Consider the following 16,463-nt stretch of genomic DNA (forward strand, 5'->3'; position numbering starts at 1 on the left):
AGTGAAGCGGATCGGGCTGATCGCCGCCGTCGTGGTCGCCGTCGTGGCCGGGGCGACGGCGGTGACCCTCAGCGTCATGTCCACGAAGGACACACCGGCACCCAGGCCGGCGCCTTCCTCCGGGCCGGCGTCGCCGGGCGCTCCGCCGGCGATCGCGACCTCCACCGGTCCGTTCGCGGCCGGCCCCATCGCACCCCCGAAGCGCGGCTCCTACCTGGGTGCGTGGGTCCGGCCGGAACACCTCACCGAGTCCGGCCGGCTCACCGCGATGACCGCCTGGGAGAAGTCGGTCGGCCGGAAGATGGCGATCGTCAACACGTACCGCCGCTTCGACGAGAACTTCTTCAACGCCTCCGACGAGCAGTTCGCCGCCCGCGGCACGACGCTGATGCTGTCGTGGGCGGGCGGCGACACCCGGCTCATCACGATGGGCCGCTACGACGAGCTCATCCGCGAGCGGGCCCGCGAGCTCAAGGCGTTCGGGCGTCCGGTGCTGCTGCGGTACCGGTGGGAGATGGACCGCCCGAACCTGCGCGCCCAGATGTGGTCCGGCGCGGACTACGTCGCGGCGTGGAAGTATGTGCGGGCCATCTTCACCGCCGAGGGCGCCACCAACGCGTCCTGGGTATGGTGCCCGACCGTGGAGGGTTTCCAGGGAGGCTACGCGGACGAGTTCTACCCCGGCGACGACCAGGTCGACTGGAACTGCGTCGACGTCTACGCCGGCACCAGGTACGACACGATCGGCGCGCTGATGCGGGAGTTCCTGCAGTTCTGCGCGCAGCACCCGACGAAGCCGGTGATGATCGGCGAGTTCGGGGTGGCCCGCGCCTGGGGCACCGAGCAGCGCGCCACCTGGCTCGCGGACGCGTCCGCGACCTTCAAGGCCAACCCGCAGATCCGGGCGGTCATGTACTTCGAGTCCGACCCGACCGACAACAAGGGCCCCACGCAGCAGTTCCAGGTGTCCGACGACCCCACGGTCCTGGGCGCGTTCCGCACCTCGCTCGCCCAGGACCCGCACTACACGCCGATGACCGCCGCTGCCGCCGGCGCCAGGTCCAGAAAGAAGTGATCATGCCTCGGTTCCGTGTCCTCGCGCTGGTCGCGGTCCTCGCGTGTGCGTTCCTCGCCGGCTGCCGGTCCGACCCGAACGTCGCGGCCTACCTCGGCGAGGACACCGTCACCATCGACGAGGTCCGCAGCGTCGCCGCCGACCTGCCCTTCGCCCCGGCCCAGCGCGGCGAGGTCACCGGCTACGTCCTCGGCTCGATGATCATCCGTGAGGTCGGCGGGCGGCTCGCGGAGCAACGCTCGCTCCCGCTGTCCCGGACCACCACCACGTCGGCCGTCGCGCAGTACTACGACCTGCCGACCGACGCGCCGATCGTGTCCCTCGTCACCGACACCCAGAACGTCCTGCTCACCCTGGCCCAGTCGGTCACCCCCGTCGAACCCGGCCGCGACCAGCAGCGCGCCGCCTTCGACGCGCTGTACTTCCCCAGCGGCCGCCCGGTCTCCGAGCGGTACACCTTCGAACAGGTCCAGTACCTGCTCAACCGCGACAGCATCGGCCGGATGATCGCCCTGCGCCGGCTGCTCGACGAGGCCGTCGCCACCTCCGGCATCACCGTCAACCCGCGCTACGCCGGGCTCACCTACGGGCTGCCGGTCGAGGTCAACCTCGGCCAGACCGGCGGCCCCGCGCGGGCCAGTATCCTGGTGCACCTGACTGTCGCCCCGGATTCCGCGGGGTCCTTCGAGGAGGTCTGAGGCACCGTGCCGGGCAGCGTGATCCTGCTGGTGACGTCACCCCGGCTCCCGGCCGGCGTGCTCACCGCCCAGGCGTGGGATCTCATCCGCGCCCATCCGGTGCTCACCGCCGCTGACTCCGAGCAGGTTGCCGCCCTGCGTGCCGCCGGCGCGTCGGTCACCGTCGTCGAGCCCACCGTCGACGTCCTGCTCGACGCCCTGGCCGCGCACGGCACCTTCGTCTGGCTCGCCTCACCCGACGGCGACGAGGACCTCGCCCGGTCCCTGGGCCTCCGGCTGGCCCGCGAGCCCGGCCTGGCCGAGCTCGAGCTGCTCTACGGCTCCTGGGACCCGCCCGGCGCCCGCGTCCTGGACGCCGTCACGGTCATGGACCGGCTCATGCACCCCGAGACCGGCGACGCGTGGAAGCGGGCCCAGACCCACGCCTCGCTGGCGCCGTTCCTGCTGGAGGAGTCCTACGAGCTCTACGACGCCATCCGCGACGAGGACCTGGACGCGGTGCGCGAGGAGCTCGGTGACGTCCTGCTCCAGGTCGTCCTGCACGCCCGCCTCGCGGAGGAGACCGCCGGATTCACCCTCGACGACGTCGCGGGCGACCTGGTGGACAAGCTCATCCGGCGAAACCCGCACGTCTTCGCCGACACCGAGGTCGGCGGCATCGACGACATCATCGCCAACTGGGAGCAGATCAAACAGGCCGAGAAGTCCCGTGCCTCCGCCGTCGACGGGGTGGCCCTCTCCCAGCCTGCCCTGGCCCTCGTGGCGAAGCTGCTGCACCGCGTCGCCCGGGCCGGCCTGACGGTCCCCTTCACCCCCGCCGACCCGCTCGGGGCGGCGCTCTTCGCCCTCGTCGTCCAGGCGCACGAGACCGGCCAGGACGCGGAGGCCGCCCTGCGCACCGCCGCCCTGTCCTATATGGACGCCGTCCGCCGCGCCGAGTAGGGATCCACCAGCGGCGCTCGACCATCCTGGCCGTCGTCGCGATCAGGCAGTCGCCGGCGCCGGCGTCGCGGACGGGTTCGAGGCGTCCCGGCTGGCTCGCCTCAGGCCGATCACGAGCCCGGCGGCGACGGCCAGGACGCCGGCGAGCTGGCGGGGGTCGGGGACGACCCGGTCCGTGACGGCGACCGTGGCGAGGGCGAACACCGGCACCAGCCCGACGAAGACACCGGCGCGTTCGACGCCGAGGTGGGCGACGCCGGTGTACCAGCAGACGAACGCGACCACGGTCAGCACGAGCCCGAGAAAGGCCAGCGCCGAACCCTCACCCGCGGTCGGCAGCCGGGGGCGTTCGCCGCTGAACGGCAGCACCACCAGCAGCAGCGGCACGGCGAGGGCGGTGCTCCAGGCCGACACCCGGACCGGGCCGAGGCGGGGCAGCAGCGGCGCGGCCAGCAGCGAGAACGCGGCCTCGCACAGCAGCACCCCCACAGCGGCAAGAAGGCCGGGGGCGTCGATGCGGCCGCCGCCCTCGACGAGGACCGCGCCGAGGACCACGACCGTGGCGGCGAGCAGCAGGCGCGCCGACGGGCGGCGGCGTTCCTGCAGCGGGCCGAGCAGCGCGAGCAGGAGCGGGCTGACCCCGACGATCGTGCCGATGGCGGCCGGGTCGGCGTGGCGGAGGGCGTACATGAGCAGCACGTTGAAACCGACCAGGCCGGTCGCGGCGACCAGGGCCAGCCGCACCAGCTCGCGTCCGGTGGGCCGCAGCCAGGAGGTGAGCAGGGCGAGCGCCGCCGCGGCGAGGGTGTAGCGCAGTGCCTGCCCGGTCAGGACCGGATAGTCCACCAGCGATCGGCTGACGGTGAAGGAAGAGCCAAGGATCGCGCAGGTCAGCACGCAGTACAAGGTGTACAGCCGGTTCATGACGGTGAACTTACGATCGGCAGTGGTCCACGCTACAGTGCCACCGAGCCCCGCGTTTGGAGGTCCACTTTGTCGGTCTGGGAGGCGTTGGTCGAGCTTGACCGCACTCGGCCGCGGGTTGGCGACCAGCTCGTCGGCGCGCTGCGGGAGGCGATCACCCGCGGGCGGCTGGCGCCCGGGACACGGCTGCCGTCGACCAGGGACCTGGCCGCCGACCTCGGCGTGTCGCGAGGGCTGGTCGTGGGCGCGTATGAGCAGCTCACCGCCGAGGGGCGGCTGCTGACCCGGCGCGGGTCCGGCACCGTGGTCGCGGCCGTCGCCACGGCCGTCCCGCGCCGGCGCAGCGACCCGCCGGACCGGCCGGCGACGGTCGCGCCGTTGCGGCCGGGCGTGCCGGACCTGGGGATGTTCCCGCGCACGGCGTGGCGCCGGGCCTATGAGACGGCGCTGACCAGCGCCCTGGACGCCGACTTCGACTACGGCGACGCGACCGGCGCGCCGCGGCTGCGCCGCGAGCTGTCCAGCTACCTCGGACGGGTCCGCGCCGCGCTGGTGGCACCGGAGGGGCTGATCGTGACCGCCGGTGTGACGCAGGGCCTGGCGCTGCTGGCGAAGGTGCTGCAGGGGCGGGACGTGCGCAGGATCGCGCTGGAGGACCCCGGCCCGGCGGCGCTCCGGGACCACCTCGGGCGGCTCGGGCTCGAGGTCGTCCCGGTGCCGGTCGACGGCGACGGTCTCGACGTCCGGGCGCTCGGCCGCAGCCGGTGCAAGGCGGTCGTGGTCACCCCGGCACACCAGTTCCCGACCGGTGTCGTGCTGGCGCCGCAGCGCCGGACCGAGCTCATCGCCTGGGCCCGCAGGGTCGACGGGCTGATCGTCGAGGACGACTACGACGCCGAGCACCGGTATGACCGCGAGCCCGTCGCCTGCCTGCAGGGCCTCGCCCCGGACCGGGTCGCCCTGGTCGGCTCGGTCAGCAAGGTCCTCGCGCCCGGGCTGCGGCTCGGCTGGCTCGCACCACCGGCGGCGGTCCTGCAGGCGCTGTGCGCGGCCAAGGCCGACGCCGACAACGGCGGCCCGGCGCTGCAGCAGCTGGCGTTCGCGGAGTTCCTGGCCGGCGGCGGCTACGACCGGCATCTGCGCCGGGCCCGCCGGCTGCACCGGGAGCGCCGCGACGCGGTCGTCGCCGCGCTGCGCCGGCACCTGCCGCGGGCCCGCATCGGCGGGATCGCCGCGGGGCTGCACCTGGTCATCGAGCTGCCACCGGGGACCGACGACCGGGCCGTGGCGCAGCGAGCGCTGGAGAGCGGGCTCGGCCCGCTCGCGCTGTCGTCGCTGCGGGTGCGCAAGGGGCCGCCCGGGCTCGTCCTCGGGTACGCCGCGCACACGCCGCACGAGCTCGCCAGGGCGGTCAGGACGCTCGCCGGACTCGTCTAGGTCCGCTCTGGGTCCGGTATAGGTTCAAGGGCATGCCGCATGACTTCGTGCCCCTTGCCGAGCACATCGCCGACGCGTTGCTGGAGTCGGATCCCCGGCTCGCGGCGTCGGCGGGCGACCACCGGTTCGACGACCGGCTGCCCGACCTGTCCGCGGAGGCGGTCGCCGGCGACGTCGACATGCTCCGCGACGCCTCCGCCGCGCTGACCCAGGTCGACCTGGACCTGCTCGACCCGCAGGAGCAGGTCGACCACGCGGTGCTCCTCGCCCGGGTCGAGCGGATGCTGTTCGAGCGGACGGAGATCCGCGAGCACGAGTGGAACCCGCTCGTGCACAACCCGGCGACGCTGCTCGACGCGCTGATCTCGCGGCCGTTCGCGCCCGCCGAGGAGCGGCTCGTGTCCATCGCGGCCCGGCTCTCGGCGATCCCCGACGCACTCGCGACCGCCCGCGCCACCCTCACAGATTCGCCGAAGGTGCACCTGGAGACCGCACAAGGACAATTTCAAGGCACGGCCCGGTTGGTACGGGATGAGCTCGGCGAACTGCTCAAAGAGGCGCCGGGGCTGGCCGACGTGGTGCGGCCGTTGCAGGAACGGGCCGCGGCCGAGCTCGACGACTTCGCGGCCTGGCTGCGCGGGCGGGTCGACGCCGCCGACCGGGACCCGCGCCTCGGCCGGCGGCTGTGGGAGGCCCGGCTGTGGCACACGCTCGACACGGAGCTCGGCGCCGCGACGGTGCTGGCCCGCGCCGAGGCCAACCTGGAACGGGTGACGGCGCAGCTGCGGGCCGCGGCGGCCGAGCTGACCGGCGGCCCGGAGACCGACGACACGGTGCGCGCCGCGTTCGCCCAGGCGGCGCTTGATGTGCCGGACAACGACTCGATCGTGGACCTGGCGAAGGTGTCCCTGGACGAGGCGACCGCGTTCGTGCGGGACCACGACCTCGTCACCCTCATCGACGACCCCCTCGTGATCATGGAGATGCCCGAGTTCGCGCGGGGCGTCGCCGTCGCGTACTGCGACCCGCCGGGCCTGCTGGAGGCGGCGGAGCTGCCGACGTTCTTCTGCATCTCACCCACTCCGTCGGACTGGTCCGCGGAGCGGGTCGCGTCGTTCTACCGTGAGTACAACAACCACATGCTGGTCGACCTCACCGTGCACGAGGCGACTCCCGGGCACTTCCTGCAGCTCGCGCACGCCCGCCGCTTCCGGGGCCGCACCCGGGCCAGGGCGATCGGCTGGTCCGGGCCGTTCGTGGAGGGCTGGGCGGTCTACGCCGAGGAGCTGATGGCCGAGCGCGGCTTCGGTGGCCTGCCGGTGCGCCTGCAGCAGCTGAAGATGCAGCTGCGGATGAGCATCAACGCGATCATCGACCAGCGGATCCACTGCGACGGGATGACCGAGCAGGAGGCGATGGCGCTGATGATGGGCGCCGGGTTCCAGGAGGAAGGGGAGGCGGCCGGGAAGTGGCGGCGCGCGCTGCTGTCCTCGACCCAGCTGTCGACGTACTTCGTGGGCTACACCGAGGTGCGTGAGATCGCGGGTGAACGGCCGGTGGACGTCACGCTGCGCGACTGGCACGACCAGATGCTCGCGCACGGCTCGCCCCCGCCCCGCCACCTGCGCACCCTGCTCAACCTGTAGGTGCGGGTCAGCAAGATCCGCGCAACCGATAGGCTCAAGGTGCCGCACCGTGGCGGCCGACCAATCTTTGTCTGCAAGGAGTGACAGTGGCCACGATTGAAGCAATCGGCGCGCGGGAGATCCTGGACTCGCGGGGCAACCCGACCGTCGAGGTCGAGGTCGTCCTCGACGACGGCACCCTCGCCCGCGCGGCCGTCCCGTCCGGCGCCTCGACCGGCGCCTTCGAGGCCAACGAGCTGCGCGACGGCGACTCGAAGCGATACCTCGGCAAGGGTGTCGAGAAGGCCGTCGAGAACGTCAACGAGCGCATCGCCGAGGCCGTGCGCGGCTTCGACGCCACCGAGCAGCGCCTCATCGACCAGGCCATGCTCGACCTCGACGGCACCCCGGAGAAGTCGAACCTCGGTGCCAACGCGATCCTGGGTGTCTCCCTGGCCGTCGCCAAGGCCGCCGCCGACTCGGCCGGTCTGAGCCTCTTCAAGTACCTCGGCGGCCCCAACGCGCACCTGCTGCCGGTGCCGATGCTCAACATCCTCAACGGTGGCTCCCACGCCGACTCCAACGTCGACGTCCAGGAGTTCATGATCGCCCCGATCGGCGCGCCGACCTTCCGCGAGGCGCTGCGCACCGGCGCCGAGGTGTACCACTCGCTGAAGTCGGTCCTGAAGAAGAAGGGCCTGTCCACCGGCCTCGGCGACGAGGGTGGCTTCGCGCCGAACCTGCCGACCAACGCCGCCGCGCTCGACCTGATCGCCGAGGCCGTCGAGAAGGCCGGCTTCACGCTCGGCAGCGACATCGTGCTCGCGCTCGACGTGGCCGCGACCGAGTTCTACAAGGAGGGCGGCTACAAGTTCGAGGGCGGCTCCAAGTCCTCCGACGAGATGATCGCCTACTACACCCAGCTCGTCGACGCGTATCCGATCGTGTCCATCGAGGACCCGCTGTCGGAGGAGGACTGGGACGGCTGGAAGGCGATGACCGACGCGATCGGCAACCGCATCCAGATCGTCGGCGACGACCTGTTCGTCACCAACCCGCAGCGCATCGCCCGTGGCATCGCCACCGACACCGCCAACGCGGTGCTCGTCAAGGTCAACCAGATCGGCTCGCTCACCGAGACGCTCGACGCCGTCGACCTGGCCCACCGCGCCGGGTTCCGCACGATGATGAGCCACCGCTCGGGTGAGACCGAGGACACCACGATCGCCGACCTGGCCGTCGCGGTCGGCAGCGGCCAGATCAAGACCGGTGCCCCGGCCCGGTCCGAGCGGGTCGCCAAGTACAACCAGCTCCTGCGCATCGAGGACGAGCTCGACGACGCGGCGCGGTTCGCCGGTCGGGGCGCGTTCCCGCGGTACCGTTAGTCCGGTTTCATGTCCGCGGCCCTCCTCCCGAGGGCCGCGGGCGTGTTCCACAAGGGGGAGGCATGCAGCAGCGCACCAGGCCGGGCGGCCGCGGCGCGCCCACCAGAGCCTCAGGTCCCCGCGGCGCGCAGCGCGCCGGGGCCGGCGGGGCGGGCAGGGCACCGGTCAGGCCGACGGTCGCCAGACGGGCCGTGTCCTCCGGCGGTGCCGCATTGCGCACCCGCGCCCCGCAGCCGAGACGTTTCACCAACCGTGCCGTGGTCCTGGGCCTGGTCCTGCTGGTCCTGCTGCTGGCCTACGCCTATCCGGTCCGCGTCTACCTCGCCCAGCAGGCCGAGATCACGGCCCTGGAGCAGAGCCAGGAGCGGCAGATCGCCAAGATCGCCGACATGGCGGAGCGGGCGGCGAAGTGGAACGACGACGAATACGTGATCAGCCAGGCCCGTCAGCGGCTGCACATGGTCCTGCCCGGCGAGAAGCCCTACGTCGTGGTCGACCCGGCGCGCAACCGGCAGACCGACCCGACCGCGATCCCGGGCGCCGCGAAGGCGCCGCGTCCCTGGTACAACAAACTGTGGTCGAGCGTCGAGGCGGCGGACAAAGCATGACTTCGGAATTCGAGCCCGCGACCGACGCCGACCTCGCGGTGGTCGCCGCCCAGCTCGGCCGCGCCCCCCGCGGCACGCGCGCGGTCGCGCACCGCTGCCCGTGCGGCCTGCCCGACGTGGTCGAGACCACCCCGCGGCTGCCCGACGGCACCCCGTTCCCGACCCTGTTCTACCTGACCTGCCCCCGGGCGGTGCACGAGTGCAGCCGGCTGGAGTCCTCGGGTCTCATGCGCGAGATGGGTGCCCGCCTCGCGGCGGATCCTGACCTGCGCAAGGCCTACGAGGCGGCCCACGAGGACTACCTGCGCCGCCGCGAGCAGGTCGGCCACGTCGACGAGATCGACGGCGTCTCGGCCGGCGGCATGCCCACCCGGGTGAAGTGCCTGCACGTCCACCTCGGCCACGCGCTCGCGGTCGGCCCGGGCGTCAACCCGTTCGGCGACGAGACCCTCGCCCTGGCCGCCGAGTGGTGGGCCGCCGGCCCCTGCGTCCCTCCGCCCACCTGAGACGTTCCGTGATCCGGTCGACCTTGTGCACCCCTGGGTGCACAAGGTCGACCGGATCACGAGAGCGGCGCCCTGAGGCGGAGGCCGGCCACGGGATGGGCGCGTATGCGCCGTCCCAGCCAGCGCGGCACGCGCGGCTGTGCGAGCGCAGCGAGCATTGGGGGTCCGGGGTGAGAATCCCCCGGCGGGACCCGCCGCGGAGCGGTGGGGCGGCGAGCTTCGGCGAAGCCGCAGGCGGGTGACAGTGAACAGCTTCAGATGCGGGTGACGACCGAGCGGAGGATCTCCCAGCCTTCCAGGTCGTCGGCGGTGCCGGTGTGCGGGCGGCGGAAGCGGCGCACCTCGACGGCGATGTCGGTCAGGGCCCAGCGCAGCTGGTACAGCATGATCGTCGAGGGGCGGGGCAGGACGCCGGTCGCGGCGGCGTAGGCGGAGAAGATCGAGCCGTCGCCCGGCTCGATGAGCCACAGGTCGCGCTCCGGCGGGGAGATCAGGACCGTGTCCCAGTCGATGAGACGCCAACCGCTCGGGGTGAGCATCGTGTTGCCGGAGTGCGGTTCGCCGTGGGTGAGCACCGCGCGGACGGGTTCGCCGTGGCTGTCCAGCACCAGCTCGTCGTAGCGGGCCAGGAGGCCGGCCAGGGCCTCGCGGTGTCCGGCGAGCAGTTCCGCGGCCAGGCGGGCGTAGGGGCCGCAGTCGGGGCCCGGGGCCTTGAGCGCCGCCTCGATCTCGCCGCGGCCGGGGACGGCGAAGTCGTCGACGCGGGCGTGCCGGTGGACGATTGTGGGCGCGGTGTGCAGCTGGATGATCATGTCCAGGGTGGCCTGGCGGTGGTCGGGGCCGCGGAACGCGTTCCAGTCGAAGCTCTGGCCGTCGACGAACGGGTAGACGGTGACGGCGAAGTCGCCGTGGACGAAGAGCGGCGCGCCGGCGCGGGTCGGCACGGGGGCGACCGCGAAGGTCCGGCCGATGGCGTGCAGGTCCACCGCGACGCTCAGCGACGCCGTGAGCCGTCCGACGTCGGCGTCCTGGTCGACGGTGACGAACCAGCGGTTGCCGCCCTCGTCGGCGACCTCCCAGTGGTGGCTGCCGAAGCCGACCGCACGGTATCCCAGCGACGCGACGGGGAGGCCCCATTGCAGTCGCAGGGCCTCCTTGAGGGCGTCTTCGGTGAGACCAGCGGGCGGCGTCAGCACGGTTCTGCACGTTACGGCAGCACCGCCACCTCCGCCGCCCGACGGCCACCGAGCACGGCAGGAAACTTTACTTACCCGCGACCGGCGGTGCGGTGTTCTGCACGATCTGGGCGCCCTTCGGTGCGACGAACGCCTGCGCGTCGACCTTCTCGCTGTACTTGCTGAGCTCGACGCCGATCGCCTTGTCGTCGGTGCCGACCCCCTTGAAGCGGGTGAGCAGGCCGCTCTCGGCGACGCAGACGTGGAACTCCTTCGCCGTGACGTCGTTCGGGCCGGCGTTGGCGTCCTGGGGGATGCCGGTGACGTCGAGGCAGTCGCTCTTCTGGCCGGCGATCGTCGCGGTGTTCTTGGCGATCTTGACGCCCGGGACCACGGCCGCCGCGGTCATCAGGGCGAGCGCCATCTCGGTGTTGATGAAGCCGCCGCCGGCCACGGCCGAGAGGTAGGCGGCCTGGTCGGCGGAGGAGAGCTGGCCGGTCTGCACGGCGCTCTTCTGGCAGACGACCTTCTGGCCGGTCTTGCCGGTGCAGACCAGCAGCGTGTCCTCGGTGAGGATGAAGCGCCCGTCCTTGCCGATGTACGCGGCCTTCGGCGGCTGCTGCACCACGGTCGTCGCGGTGCCGTCATCGGTCTTGTACTCGGCGGTGAAGGTCAGGTTGCCCGACTTGCCCATCCGGTCGGCGAGGTCGGTGATTGCGGAGACGTTGTCGACGGTCTGCTTGACCTGGTTGAGGAGGCCGCAGCCCAGCGCGCCGGCGCCGAGCACGGACGCGAGCACGACGGCGAGGATTCGGGAACCGGCACGATGCATGCCGCCAATGTGGGGCCGGTCACCGGGTCTTTCAACGAACTGTCAGCAGGGCGACCCGTTGACGGTGCAGCTGACCGGATCGGCGGCCTTGCCCTTGGCCTCGAAACCCATCCGGATCGAGCCGCCGGGCTCCAGGTAGGTGTTCCACGATTGGGAGCGCAGCGTCACCTTGTTTGCCTTGTGCTCGGCGGCGGCGCCCCAGGTCGACGTGAGGTCCACGCCCGGCGGCAGCTGCAACTGCACCGTCCAGCCCTGCAGCGGCTGGCTGCCGATGTTGGTGACGGTCACCTCGGCGTTGAAGCCGTCCTTCCACTTGCTGCGCACCGCGTAGCCCGCCTTCACGCCCCCGCCGCTGCGGACCGGGGCGGCGCTCGCGCTGGGAGTTACCAGCTGGGTCCGCTCGACGGTCACCACCCGGGTGCCGGGGTCGCGGGTCAGGTACATGACGGTCATGGTGCCCGCAATGACGGTCGCCACCGACGCGGTGACGACGAGCACGCGCTCACGTGTCATATGCCACATCCGCGCGCCACTACCCTGACGGTCATGGAGGTAACCGTCCGGCGGGCCCGGACCGGAGATGTGCGGGGCATCAGGAGGCTGGTCGCCATGTACGTGGCGGACCGGCGGCTGCTGTCGAAACCGACAGTGGCGCTGTATGAGGCGGTCCAGGAGTTCTGGGTCGCGGAGCGCGACGGCGTGATCGTGGGCTGCGGCGCGCTGCACGTGATGTGGGAGGACCTCGCCGAGGTGCGCACGGTCGCCGTCGACCCGATGATCCGCGGCCACAAGATCGGCCACAAGCTCGTGGCGGAGCTCCTGGCGGCGGCCCGGGAGATCGGTGTGCGGCGGGTGTTCGTGCTCACGTTCGAGACACGGTTCTTCGGCTCGTTCGGGTTCGTGCCGATCGACGGCACCCCCGTCACCCACCAGGTCTACGAGGAGCTGCTGCGCTCCTACGACGAGGGTGTCGCGGAGTTCCTCGACCTGGAGCGGGTCAAACCCAACACCCTCGGCAACCACCGGATGCTGCTGCATCTGTAGGTTGCACGCATGACCCGGGTTGCGGCGATCGACTGTGGCACCAACTCCGTCCGCCTGCTGATCGCCGACGTCCAGCCCGACGGGTCCCTCGTGGACGTCACCCGGCAGATGCGGATCGTGCGGCTCGGCCAGGGCGTCGACCGGACCGGCCGGCTGGCCGAGGAGGCGATCGAGCGCACCCGGGTGGCGCTGGTCCACTACGCCGCCGAGATCGCCGCGGCCGGGGTCGATCATGCCCGGATGGTCGCCACCAGCGCGAGCCGGGACGCGTCCAACGCCGACGACTTCCGCGCGATGGTCACCGCCACCCTCGGCTTCGCCCCGGAGGTCGTCAGCGGCGACGAGGAGGCCCGGCTCACCTTCGCCGGCGCCGTGCAGGGCCTGCAGGCGAAGCCACCGTTCCTGGTCTTCGACATCGGCGGCGGCTCGACCGAGTTCGTGGTGGGGACCACGGCCGGCGTCGAGGCCGCGATCAGCGTCGACATCGGCTGCGTCCGGCTCACCGAGCGCCACCTGCACGACCACCCGCCGACGCCGGCGCAGATCCTGGCCGCCGAGAAGGACATCATCGGCGCGGTCGACCGGGCCCTCGCCGCAGTCGACGCCGGGCGGGCCAGCACGTTCGTCGGCCTCGCCGGGTCGGTGACCACCGTGACCGCCCTGGCGCTGGGCCTGACCGAATACGTGCCCGAGCACATCCACCGGGCCCGGGTCTCCACCGCAGACGTGGCGAAGGTGACCGCGGACCTGCTCGCCGCCACGCCGGAGCAGCGGCTGGAGAACGCCGTCATGCACCCGGGCCGCGCGGACGTGATCGGCGCGGGCGCACTGATCCTGCGGATCATCCTGGAGCGGGCCGGCGCCGAGGCCGTGGTCGCCTCGGAGTCGGACATTCTGGACGGCGTGGCTATGTCGTGTTTACGTCAGTCCTGATCAGCCGGCCTCAGCCGGTGCGGCGCACCTCGGCGCGGGACTGCTCGCGCGGCTCGGCGTCGTCGCGGGACCACCACCAGCCGTAGGTGAGCACGCCCTCGGCCGGCATCGTCATGATGATCTTCGCCGGCATGGGCCCCTCGTACGCGTTGAAGACGCCGGCCTCGTGTTCCACGAACCTGGTCACACCGGGCAATTCCAGGCACGTGACGTGCAGTTCGAGCCGTCCGGCCTCACTCGCTGTGAGGATCGTGTGCTCAACGTGTTGCAGTCCCTTGCTGTCGCTGACTGCTTCGTAATCGAGGGTGATCGCGTTGCCGCGCACCACCGAGGTCACCTTGATGCGGGCGACGAACGGTCCGGACTCCAGCCCGTCACCGCGCCCACGGTAGACACCGGGGCCGGAGGCGAGGCGCTTCAGCAGATCGGTCACGGCGCACACCGTAATACGCCCGCGCACTGGACTGTATGCATCAGGCGTCTGCGGTTATCGTGAGCCGTCTCCCGCGGGCTGGTGGGTCGCTTTTGCAGGCCCAGGACCACTTCGCCCGTTAGGGTGATCTTTGCGGCATACCCGGAAGGAACCACATGTCAGATCAGTACCCGCCGCCCGGCAGCTACCCGCCGCCTCCCGGTGGTGGCGACCCATACGGCCAGCAGCCGCAGTACGGTCAGCAGCCCCAGTACGGTCAGCAGCCGCAGTACGGCGCCCCGCAGTACGGCGACCAGCCACAGTTCGGATCGCCGCCCGGCGCGCCCTTCGGTGCCCCGCCGCCCCCGCCCCGCCGGGGCCGCGGTGGCAAGATCGCGCTGATCATCATCGGCATCGTCGTGGCGCTGTGTGTGGCCTGTGGCGCGATCCTGTGGTTCACCGGCAACAGCGTCTTCGACTCGATCAAGGACGAGATCAACAGCAGCTCCACCAACGCGAAGGTCGGCGACTGCCTCGAGGGTGACGAGATCACCGGCACCGACACCAAAGAGGTGGACCTGAAGATCGTCAAGTGCACCGACACCAAGGCGAAGTACAAGGTCGTCGGTATCAAGGACGGCGTCAGCCGGGCCGAGTCGCTGAAGAACGACACCACCGTCTGCAACGACTACATCGAGAAGGGCGCCGAGTCCGTCCTCTGGCAGGGCACCAACGCCGCCAGCGGCCAGGCCCTCTGCCTCTCGCCGGTGAAGTAACCACAGACGTCCGTCACTGAAGGGCGGTCCGCGACACGCGGGCCGCCCTTTTGCATGCCCGTACTTGATAGTAGTGCGCAATGCACAGTACTGTGCTTCACGTGGACACCACCCAGCTGCTCAAGGGGGTCCTCGACCTGGCCGTGCTCGCCGTCCTGCGGGACGAGGACGGATACGGCTACGACATCCTGCGCCGGCTGCGGTCGGCCGGGCTCGACGAGGTCGGCGACGCCTCCGTGTACGGCACCCTGCGCCGGCTCTTCCAGGCCGGGATGCTCACCACCTACGTGGTCCCCAGCGAGTCGGGACCGCACCGCAAGTACTACGCGCTGAACGCGGCCGGCCGCACCCAGCTCGGCGCCTCGGGCAAGGTGTGGCGGGGCTTCGCCACGACCATGGACCAGTTGATCGGGGAGACGTCGTGACCGAGGCAGCCACGATCGAGATCGACTACTACTACGAGCGGGTCGCGGCGGCCCTGGCCGACCTGCCCGAGGACACCCGCGACGAGCTCCTCGAAGACCTGCCGGCGCACTTCGCGGAGGTGCTGGAGGAGCAGGGCGGCCCCCTCGTGGACCGGCTCGGCCCGCCGGCGACCTACGCCGCCGAGCTGCGCGCCGCCGCCGGCCTCGACACCGGTCCGGCCCCGGACACCGACCGGGCGCCGCTGGTCGTCTACTACGAGCGGCTCGTCGCCGCTCTGCCGGACCTCGACAAGCGCGCCGGCAAGGTGATCGGCTACCCGCGGGCCACCGAGTTCCTGCGGCTGCTGCGCCCCGCCTGGTGGATCGCCCGCGCGGTCGCGATCGTGGTGCTGATCTTCGCCACCGACATCCTGCCGACGGAACGCTTCGACGACCCACTGGGCTGGCTGTTCATCGCGGTGGCGATCGTCGTGTCGGTCCGCATCGGCGCCACAGGGGTGCCCCGGCTGCCGCGCTGGATCGGGTTCGCCACGACCGCGGTCGCCGTCGTCGGCACGCTGTTCGTCGTCGCCAACGCGCCCAGCCTGCTGCGGCAGTACACCTCCCAGAACTACTACCCGACCGCCGGCGGTCCGCTGTCCGGCGTGACCAACGTCTTCCCGGTCGACGAACAGGGCCGCCACCTGGAGCGCATCACCCTGTACGACCAGAACGGCAACCCGATCCAGGTCGGCGACTACTGGCGCTGCATGACCGGCGATGGGTCCAGGCCGGCGACCTACCCGCTGTGCTTCGGCACCCCGCGGCCGGCCGAGACCCCGGAGCCGGCGGACAGCGGGGCACCGTCCGCCACTCCTTCGGCCAGCCCCTCGGCCAGCCCCTCGGTCACCGCCTCGCCGTCGCCGTCAGTGTCGCCGCCCGCCGTGAGCCCGTCCCGCTAGCTTTGGGGCGTGACCGACGACCTCGACCTCCTCGACGCCGAGATCTGCGACTGCCGGCTGTGCCCCCGGCTGGTCGCGTGGCGGGAGGAGGTCGCGGCGACGAAACGGGCCGCCTTCCGCGACGAGGAGTACTGGGGCCGCCCGGTCCCCGGCTTCGGTGCCCACGACGCGAGGATCGGCATCCTCGGCCTGGCACCCGCGGCGCACGGCGGGAACCGGACCGGTCGCATCTTCACCGGCGACCGGTCCGGTGACGTCCTCTTCGCCGCGATGCACCGGGCCGGCCTCGCCAACCAGCCGACCAGCGTCAGCCGCGACGACGGCCTCACGATCACCGGCACCCGGATCTTCGCCGCGGTGCGGTGCGCGCCGCCGGACAACAAGCCGACCCCTGCGGAGCGCGACACGTGCGCGCCCTACCTGCACCGCGAGCTCGCCCTCATCCGCCCCGACCTGCGGGTCGTCATCGCGCTGGGCGGGTTCGCGTGGGCCGCGTTCTGGCCCGCCCTGCGCGCCGTCTACGGTGTAGCACCGGCACGGAAGGTACCGTTCGGCCACGGCGCGCTGTGGCAGGCCGACGATGCCCCGTGGCAACCAGGCGCCGCCCCCGCGTTGCTCGGTTGTTACCACGTGAGCCAGCAGAACACCTTTACCGGCAGGCTCACGCCAGGAATGCTGGACGAGGTTTTCACCCGTGCGAAGGCACTCGCCGGGATCGGATGACG

At 71.8% G+C, this 16,463-nt stretch carries 19 protein-coding genes; 14 read left to right on the top strand and 5 right to left on the bottom strand.

Going from position 1 to position 16,463, the window contains the following annotated elements:
* The first annotated feature begins 1 nt into the window (after position 1).
* Genes ACFPIJ_RS49910 through ACFPIJ_RS49920 form a run of 3 tightly spaced genes read left to right on the top strand, consistent with a single transcriptional unit; the run spans position 2 to position 2,715 of the window.
* Positions 2-1,075: a glycoside hydrolase family 26 protein gene (locus tag ACFPIJ_RS49910; protein WP_380126513.1), complete on the top strand. Its 1,074-nt coding sequence runs from the start codon at positions 2-4 to the stop codon at positions 1,073-1,075.
* A gap of 2 nt (positions 1,076-1,077) precedes the next feature.
* The gene (locus ACFPIJ_RS49915; protein WP_380126514.1) at positions 1,078-1,773 is read left to right on the top strand and encodes a hypothetical protein; all 696 of its coding nucleotides are present in this window, start codon (positions 1,078-1,080) and stop codon (positions 1,771-1,773) included.
* A 6-nt stretch (positions 1,774-1,779) separates the two neighbouring features.
* Complete coding sequence (locus ACFPIJ_RS49920) at positions 1,780-2,715, top strand: nucleoside triphosphate pyrophosphohydrolase (protein WP_380126515.1); 936 nt, start codon at positions 1,780-1,782, stop codon at positions 2,713-2,715.
* 42 nt (positions 2,716-2,757) lie between these two features.
* Here the strand turns inward: ACFPIJ_RS49920 and ACFPIJ_RS49925 are convergent, their stop codons facing one another.
* Complete coding sequence (locus ACFPIJ_RS49925) at positions 2,758-3,639, bottom strand: DMT family transporter (protein WP_380126516.1); 882 nt, start codon at positions 3,637-3,639, stop codon at positions 2,758-2,760.
* A gap of 69 nt (positions 3,640-3,708) precedes the next feature.
* Here ACFPIJ_RS49925 and pdxR point away from each other — a divergent pair, with 69 nt between their 5' ends.
* From pdxR to ACFPIJ_RS49950, 5 genes are all read left to right on the top strand, one after another.
* The gene (pdxR, locus tag ACFPIJ_RS49930) at positions 3,709-5,076 is read left to right on the top strand and encodes a MocR-like pyridoxine biosynthesis transcription factor PdxR (protein ID WP_380126517.1); all 1,368 of its coding nucleotides are present in this window, start codon (positions 3,709-3,711) and stop codon (positions 5,074-5,076) included.
* A gap of 32 nt (positions 5,077-5,108) precedes the next feature.
* Positions 5,109-6,722 (top strand): DUF885 domain-containing protein, encoded by a 1,614-nt coding sequence (locus ACFPIJ_RS49935; protein WP_380126518.1) that lies wholly within the window; start codon positions 5,109-5,111, stop codon positions 6,720-6,722.
* An 86-nt stretch (positions 6,723-6,808) separates the two neighbouring features.
* Positions 6,809-8,086, top strand: a complete 1,278-nt coding sequence (gene eno / locus ACFPIJ_RS49940) for a phosphopyruvate hydratase (RefSeq protein ID WP_380126519.1) — start codon at positions 6,809-6,811, stop codon at positions 8,084-8,086.
* A 62-nt stretch (positions 8,087-8,148) separates the two neighbouring features.
* Complete coding sequence (locus tag ACFPIJ_RS49945) at positions 8,149-8,694, top strand: FtsB family cell division protein (RefSeq protein WP_380126520.1); 546 nt, start codon at positions 8,149-8,151, stop codon at positions 8,692-8,694.
* The gene (locus tag ACFPIJ_RS49950) at positions 8,691-9,200 is read left to right on the top strand and encodes a DUF501 domain-containing protein (RefSeq protein WP_380126521.1); all 510 of its coding nucleotides are present in this window, start codon (positions 8,691-8,693) and stop codon (positions 9,198-9,200) included. Before ACFPIJ_RS49945 ends, ACFPIJ_RS49950 begins: the two co-directional genes overlap by 4 nt.
* A gap of 254 nt (positions 9,201-9,454) precedes the next feature.
* On the opposite strand, the gene ACFPIJ_RS49955 is transcribed toward ACFPIJ_RS49950, so the two are convergent.
* The 3 genes from ACFPIJ_RS49955 to ACFPIJ_RS49965 all read right to left on the bottom strand — a co-directional run bounded on the left by ACFPIJ_RS49955 (position 9,455) and on the right by ACFPIJ_RS49965 (position 11,720).
* Positions 9,455-10,396, bottom strand: a complete 942-nt coding sequence (locus tag ACFPIJ_RS49955; RefSeq protein WP_380126522.1) for a phosphotransferase — start codon at positions 10,394-10,396, stop codon at positions 9,455-9,457.
* 67 nt (positions 10,397-10,463) lie between these two features.
* Positions 10,464-11,207, bottom strand: a complete 744-nt coding sequence (locus ACFPIJ_RS49960) for a hypothetical protein (RefSeq protein WP_380126523.1) — start codon at positions 11,205-11,207, stop codon at positions 10,464-10,466.
* Between the two features lie 42 nt (positions 11,208-11,249).
* The gene (locus ACFPIJ_RS49965) at positions 11,250-11,720 is read right to left on the bottom strand and encodes a cellulose binding domain-containing protein (RefSeq protein ID WP_380126524.1); all 471 of its coding nucleotides are present in this window, start codon (positions 11,718-11,720) and stop codon (positions 11,250-11,252) included.
* 33 nt (positions 11,721-11,753) lie between these two features.
* Between ACFPIJ_RS49965 and ACFPIJ_RS49970 the strand changes: the two genes are divergently transcribed.
* Both ACFPIJ_RS49970 and ACFPIJ_RS49975 read left to right on the top strand, forming a co-directional pair.
* Complete coding sequence (locus tag ACFPIJ_RS49970; RefSeq protein WP_380126525.1) at positions 11,754-12,251, top strand: amino-acid N-acetyltransferase; 498 nt, start codon at positions 11,754-11,756, stop codon at positions 12,249-12,251.
* Between the two features lie 9 nt (positions 12,252-12,260).
* On the top strand, positions 12,261-13,184 hold the full coding sequence (locus ACFPIJ_RS49975) for a Ppx/GppA phosphatase family protein (RefSeq protein WP_380126526.1): 924 nt from the start codon (positions 12,261-12,263) through the stop codon (positions 13,182-13,184).
* 10 nt (positions 13,185-13,194) lie between these two features.
* Here the strand turns inward: ACFPIJ_RS49975 and ACFPIJ_RS49980 are convergent, their stop codons facing one another.
* Positions 13,195-13,617: a hypothetical protein gene (locus ACFPIJ_RS49980; RefSeq protein WP_380126527.1), complete on the bottom strand. Its 423-nt coding sequence runs from the start codon at positions 13,615-13,617 to the stop codon at positions 13,195-13,197.
* Between the two features lie 155 nt (positions 13,618-13,772).
* Here ACFPIJ_RS49980 and ACFPIJ_RS49985 point away from each other — a divergent pair, with 155 nt between their 5' ends.
* From ACFPIJ_RS49985 to ACFPIJ_RS50000, 4 genes are all read left to right on the top strand, one after another.
* Entirely contained in the window at positions 13,773-14,372 is a 600-nt protein-coding gene (locus tag ACFPIJ_RS49985) for an LppU/SCO3897 family protein (RefSeq protein ID WP_380126528.1), read from the top strand.
* Between the two features lie 101 nt (positions 14,373-14,473).
* Positions 14,474-14,797, top strand: a complete 324-nt coding sequence (locus ACFPIJ_RS49990; protein WP_203845204.1) for a PadR family transcriptional regulator — start codon at positions 14,474-14,476, stop codon at positions 14,795-14,797.
* On the top strand, positions 14,794-15,738 hold the full coding sequence (locus ACFPIJ_RS49995) for an HAAS signaling domain-containing protein (protein WP_380126529.1): 945 nt from the start codon (positions 14,794-14,796) through the stop codon (positions 15,736-15,738). Before ACFPIJ_RS49990 ends, ACFPIJ_RS49995 begins: the two co-directional genes overlap by 4 nt.
* 9 nt (positions 15,739-15,747) lie before the next feature.
* Entirely contained in the window at positions 15,748-16,461 is a 714-nt protein-coding gene (locus ACFPIJ_RS50000) for a uracil-DNA glycosylase (RefSeq protein ID WP_380126530.1), read from the top strand.
* Positions 16,462-16,463: the final 2 nt, after the last annotated feature.

The organism is Dactylosporangium cerinum (genome assembly GCF_042653625.1).
In the GTDB taxonomy this organism is placed as follows: Bacteria; Actinomycetota; Actinomycetes; order Mycobacteriales; family Micromonosporaceae; genus Dactylosporangium; species Dactylosporangium cerinum.

What these genes read in the sequence shown, in the direction of transcription:
- ACFPIJ_RS49915 (WP_380126514.1), top strand. Translation starts at nt 1,078, where the DNA reads ATGCCTCGGTTCCGTGTCCTCGCGCTGGTCGCGGTCCTCGCGTGTGCG.
- ACFPIJ_RS49925 (WP_380126516.1), bottom strand. Translation starts at nt 3,639, where the DNA reads ATGAACCGGCTGTACACCTTGTACTGCGTGCTGACCTGCGCGATCCTT.
- ACFPIJ_RS49935 (WP_380126518.1), top strand. Translation starts at nt 5,109, where the DNA reads ATGCCGCATGACTTCGTGCCCCTTGCCGAGCACATCGCCGACGCGTTG.
- ACFPIJ_RS49945 (WP_380126520.1), top strand. Translation starts at nt 8,149, where the DNA reads ATGCAGCAGCGCACCAGGCCGGGCGGCCGCGGCGCGCCCACCAGAGCC.
- ACFPIJ_RS49950 (WP_380126521.1), top strand. Translation starts at nt 8,691, where the DNA reads ATGACTTCGGAATTCGAGCCCGCGACCGACGCCGACCTCGCGGTGGTC.
- ACFPIJ_RS49960 (WP_380126523.1), bottom strand. Translation starts at nt 11,207, where the DNA reads ATGCATCGTGCCGGTTCCCGAATCCTCGCCGTCGTGCTCGCGTCCGTG.
- ACFPIJ_RS49965 (WP_380126524.1), bottom strand. Translation starts at nt 11,720, where the DNA reads ATGACACGTGAGCGCGTGCTCGTCGTCACCGCGTCGGTGGCGACCGTC.
- ACFPIJ_RS49970 (WP_380126525.1), top strand. Translation starts at nt 11,754, where the DNA reads ATGGAGGTAACCGTCCGGCGGGCCCGGACCGGAGATGTGCGGGGCATC.
- ACFPIJ_RS49975 (WP_380126526.1), top strand. Translation starts at nt 12,261, where the DNA reads ATGACCCGGGTTGCGGCGATCGACTGTGGCACCAACTCCGTCCGCCTG.
- ACFPIJ_RS49985 (WP_380126528.1), top strand. Translation starts at nt 13,773, where the DNA reads ATGTCAGATCAGTACCCGCCGCCCGGCAGCTACCCGCCGCCTCCCGGT.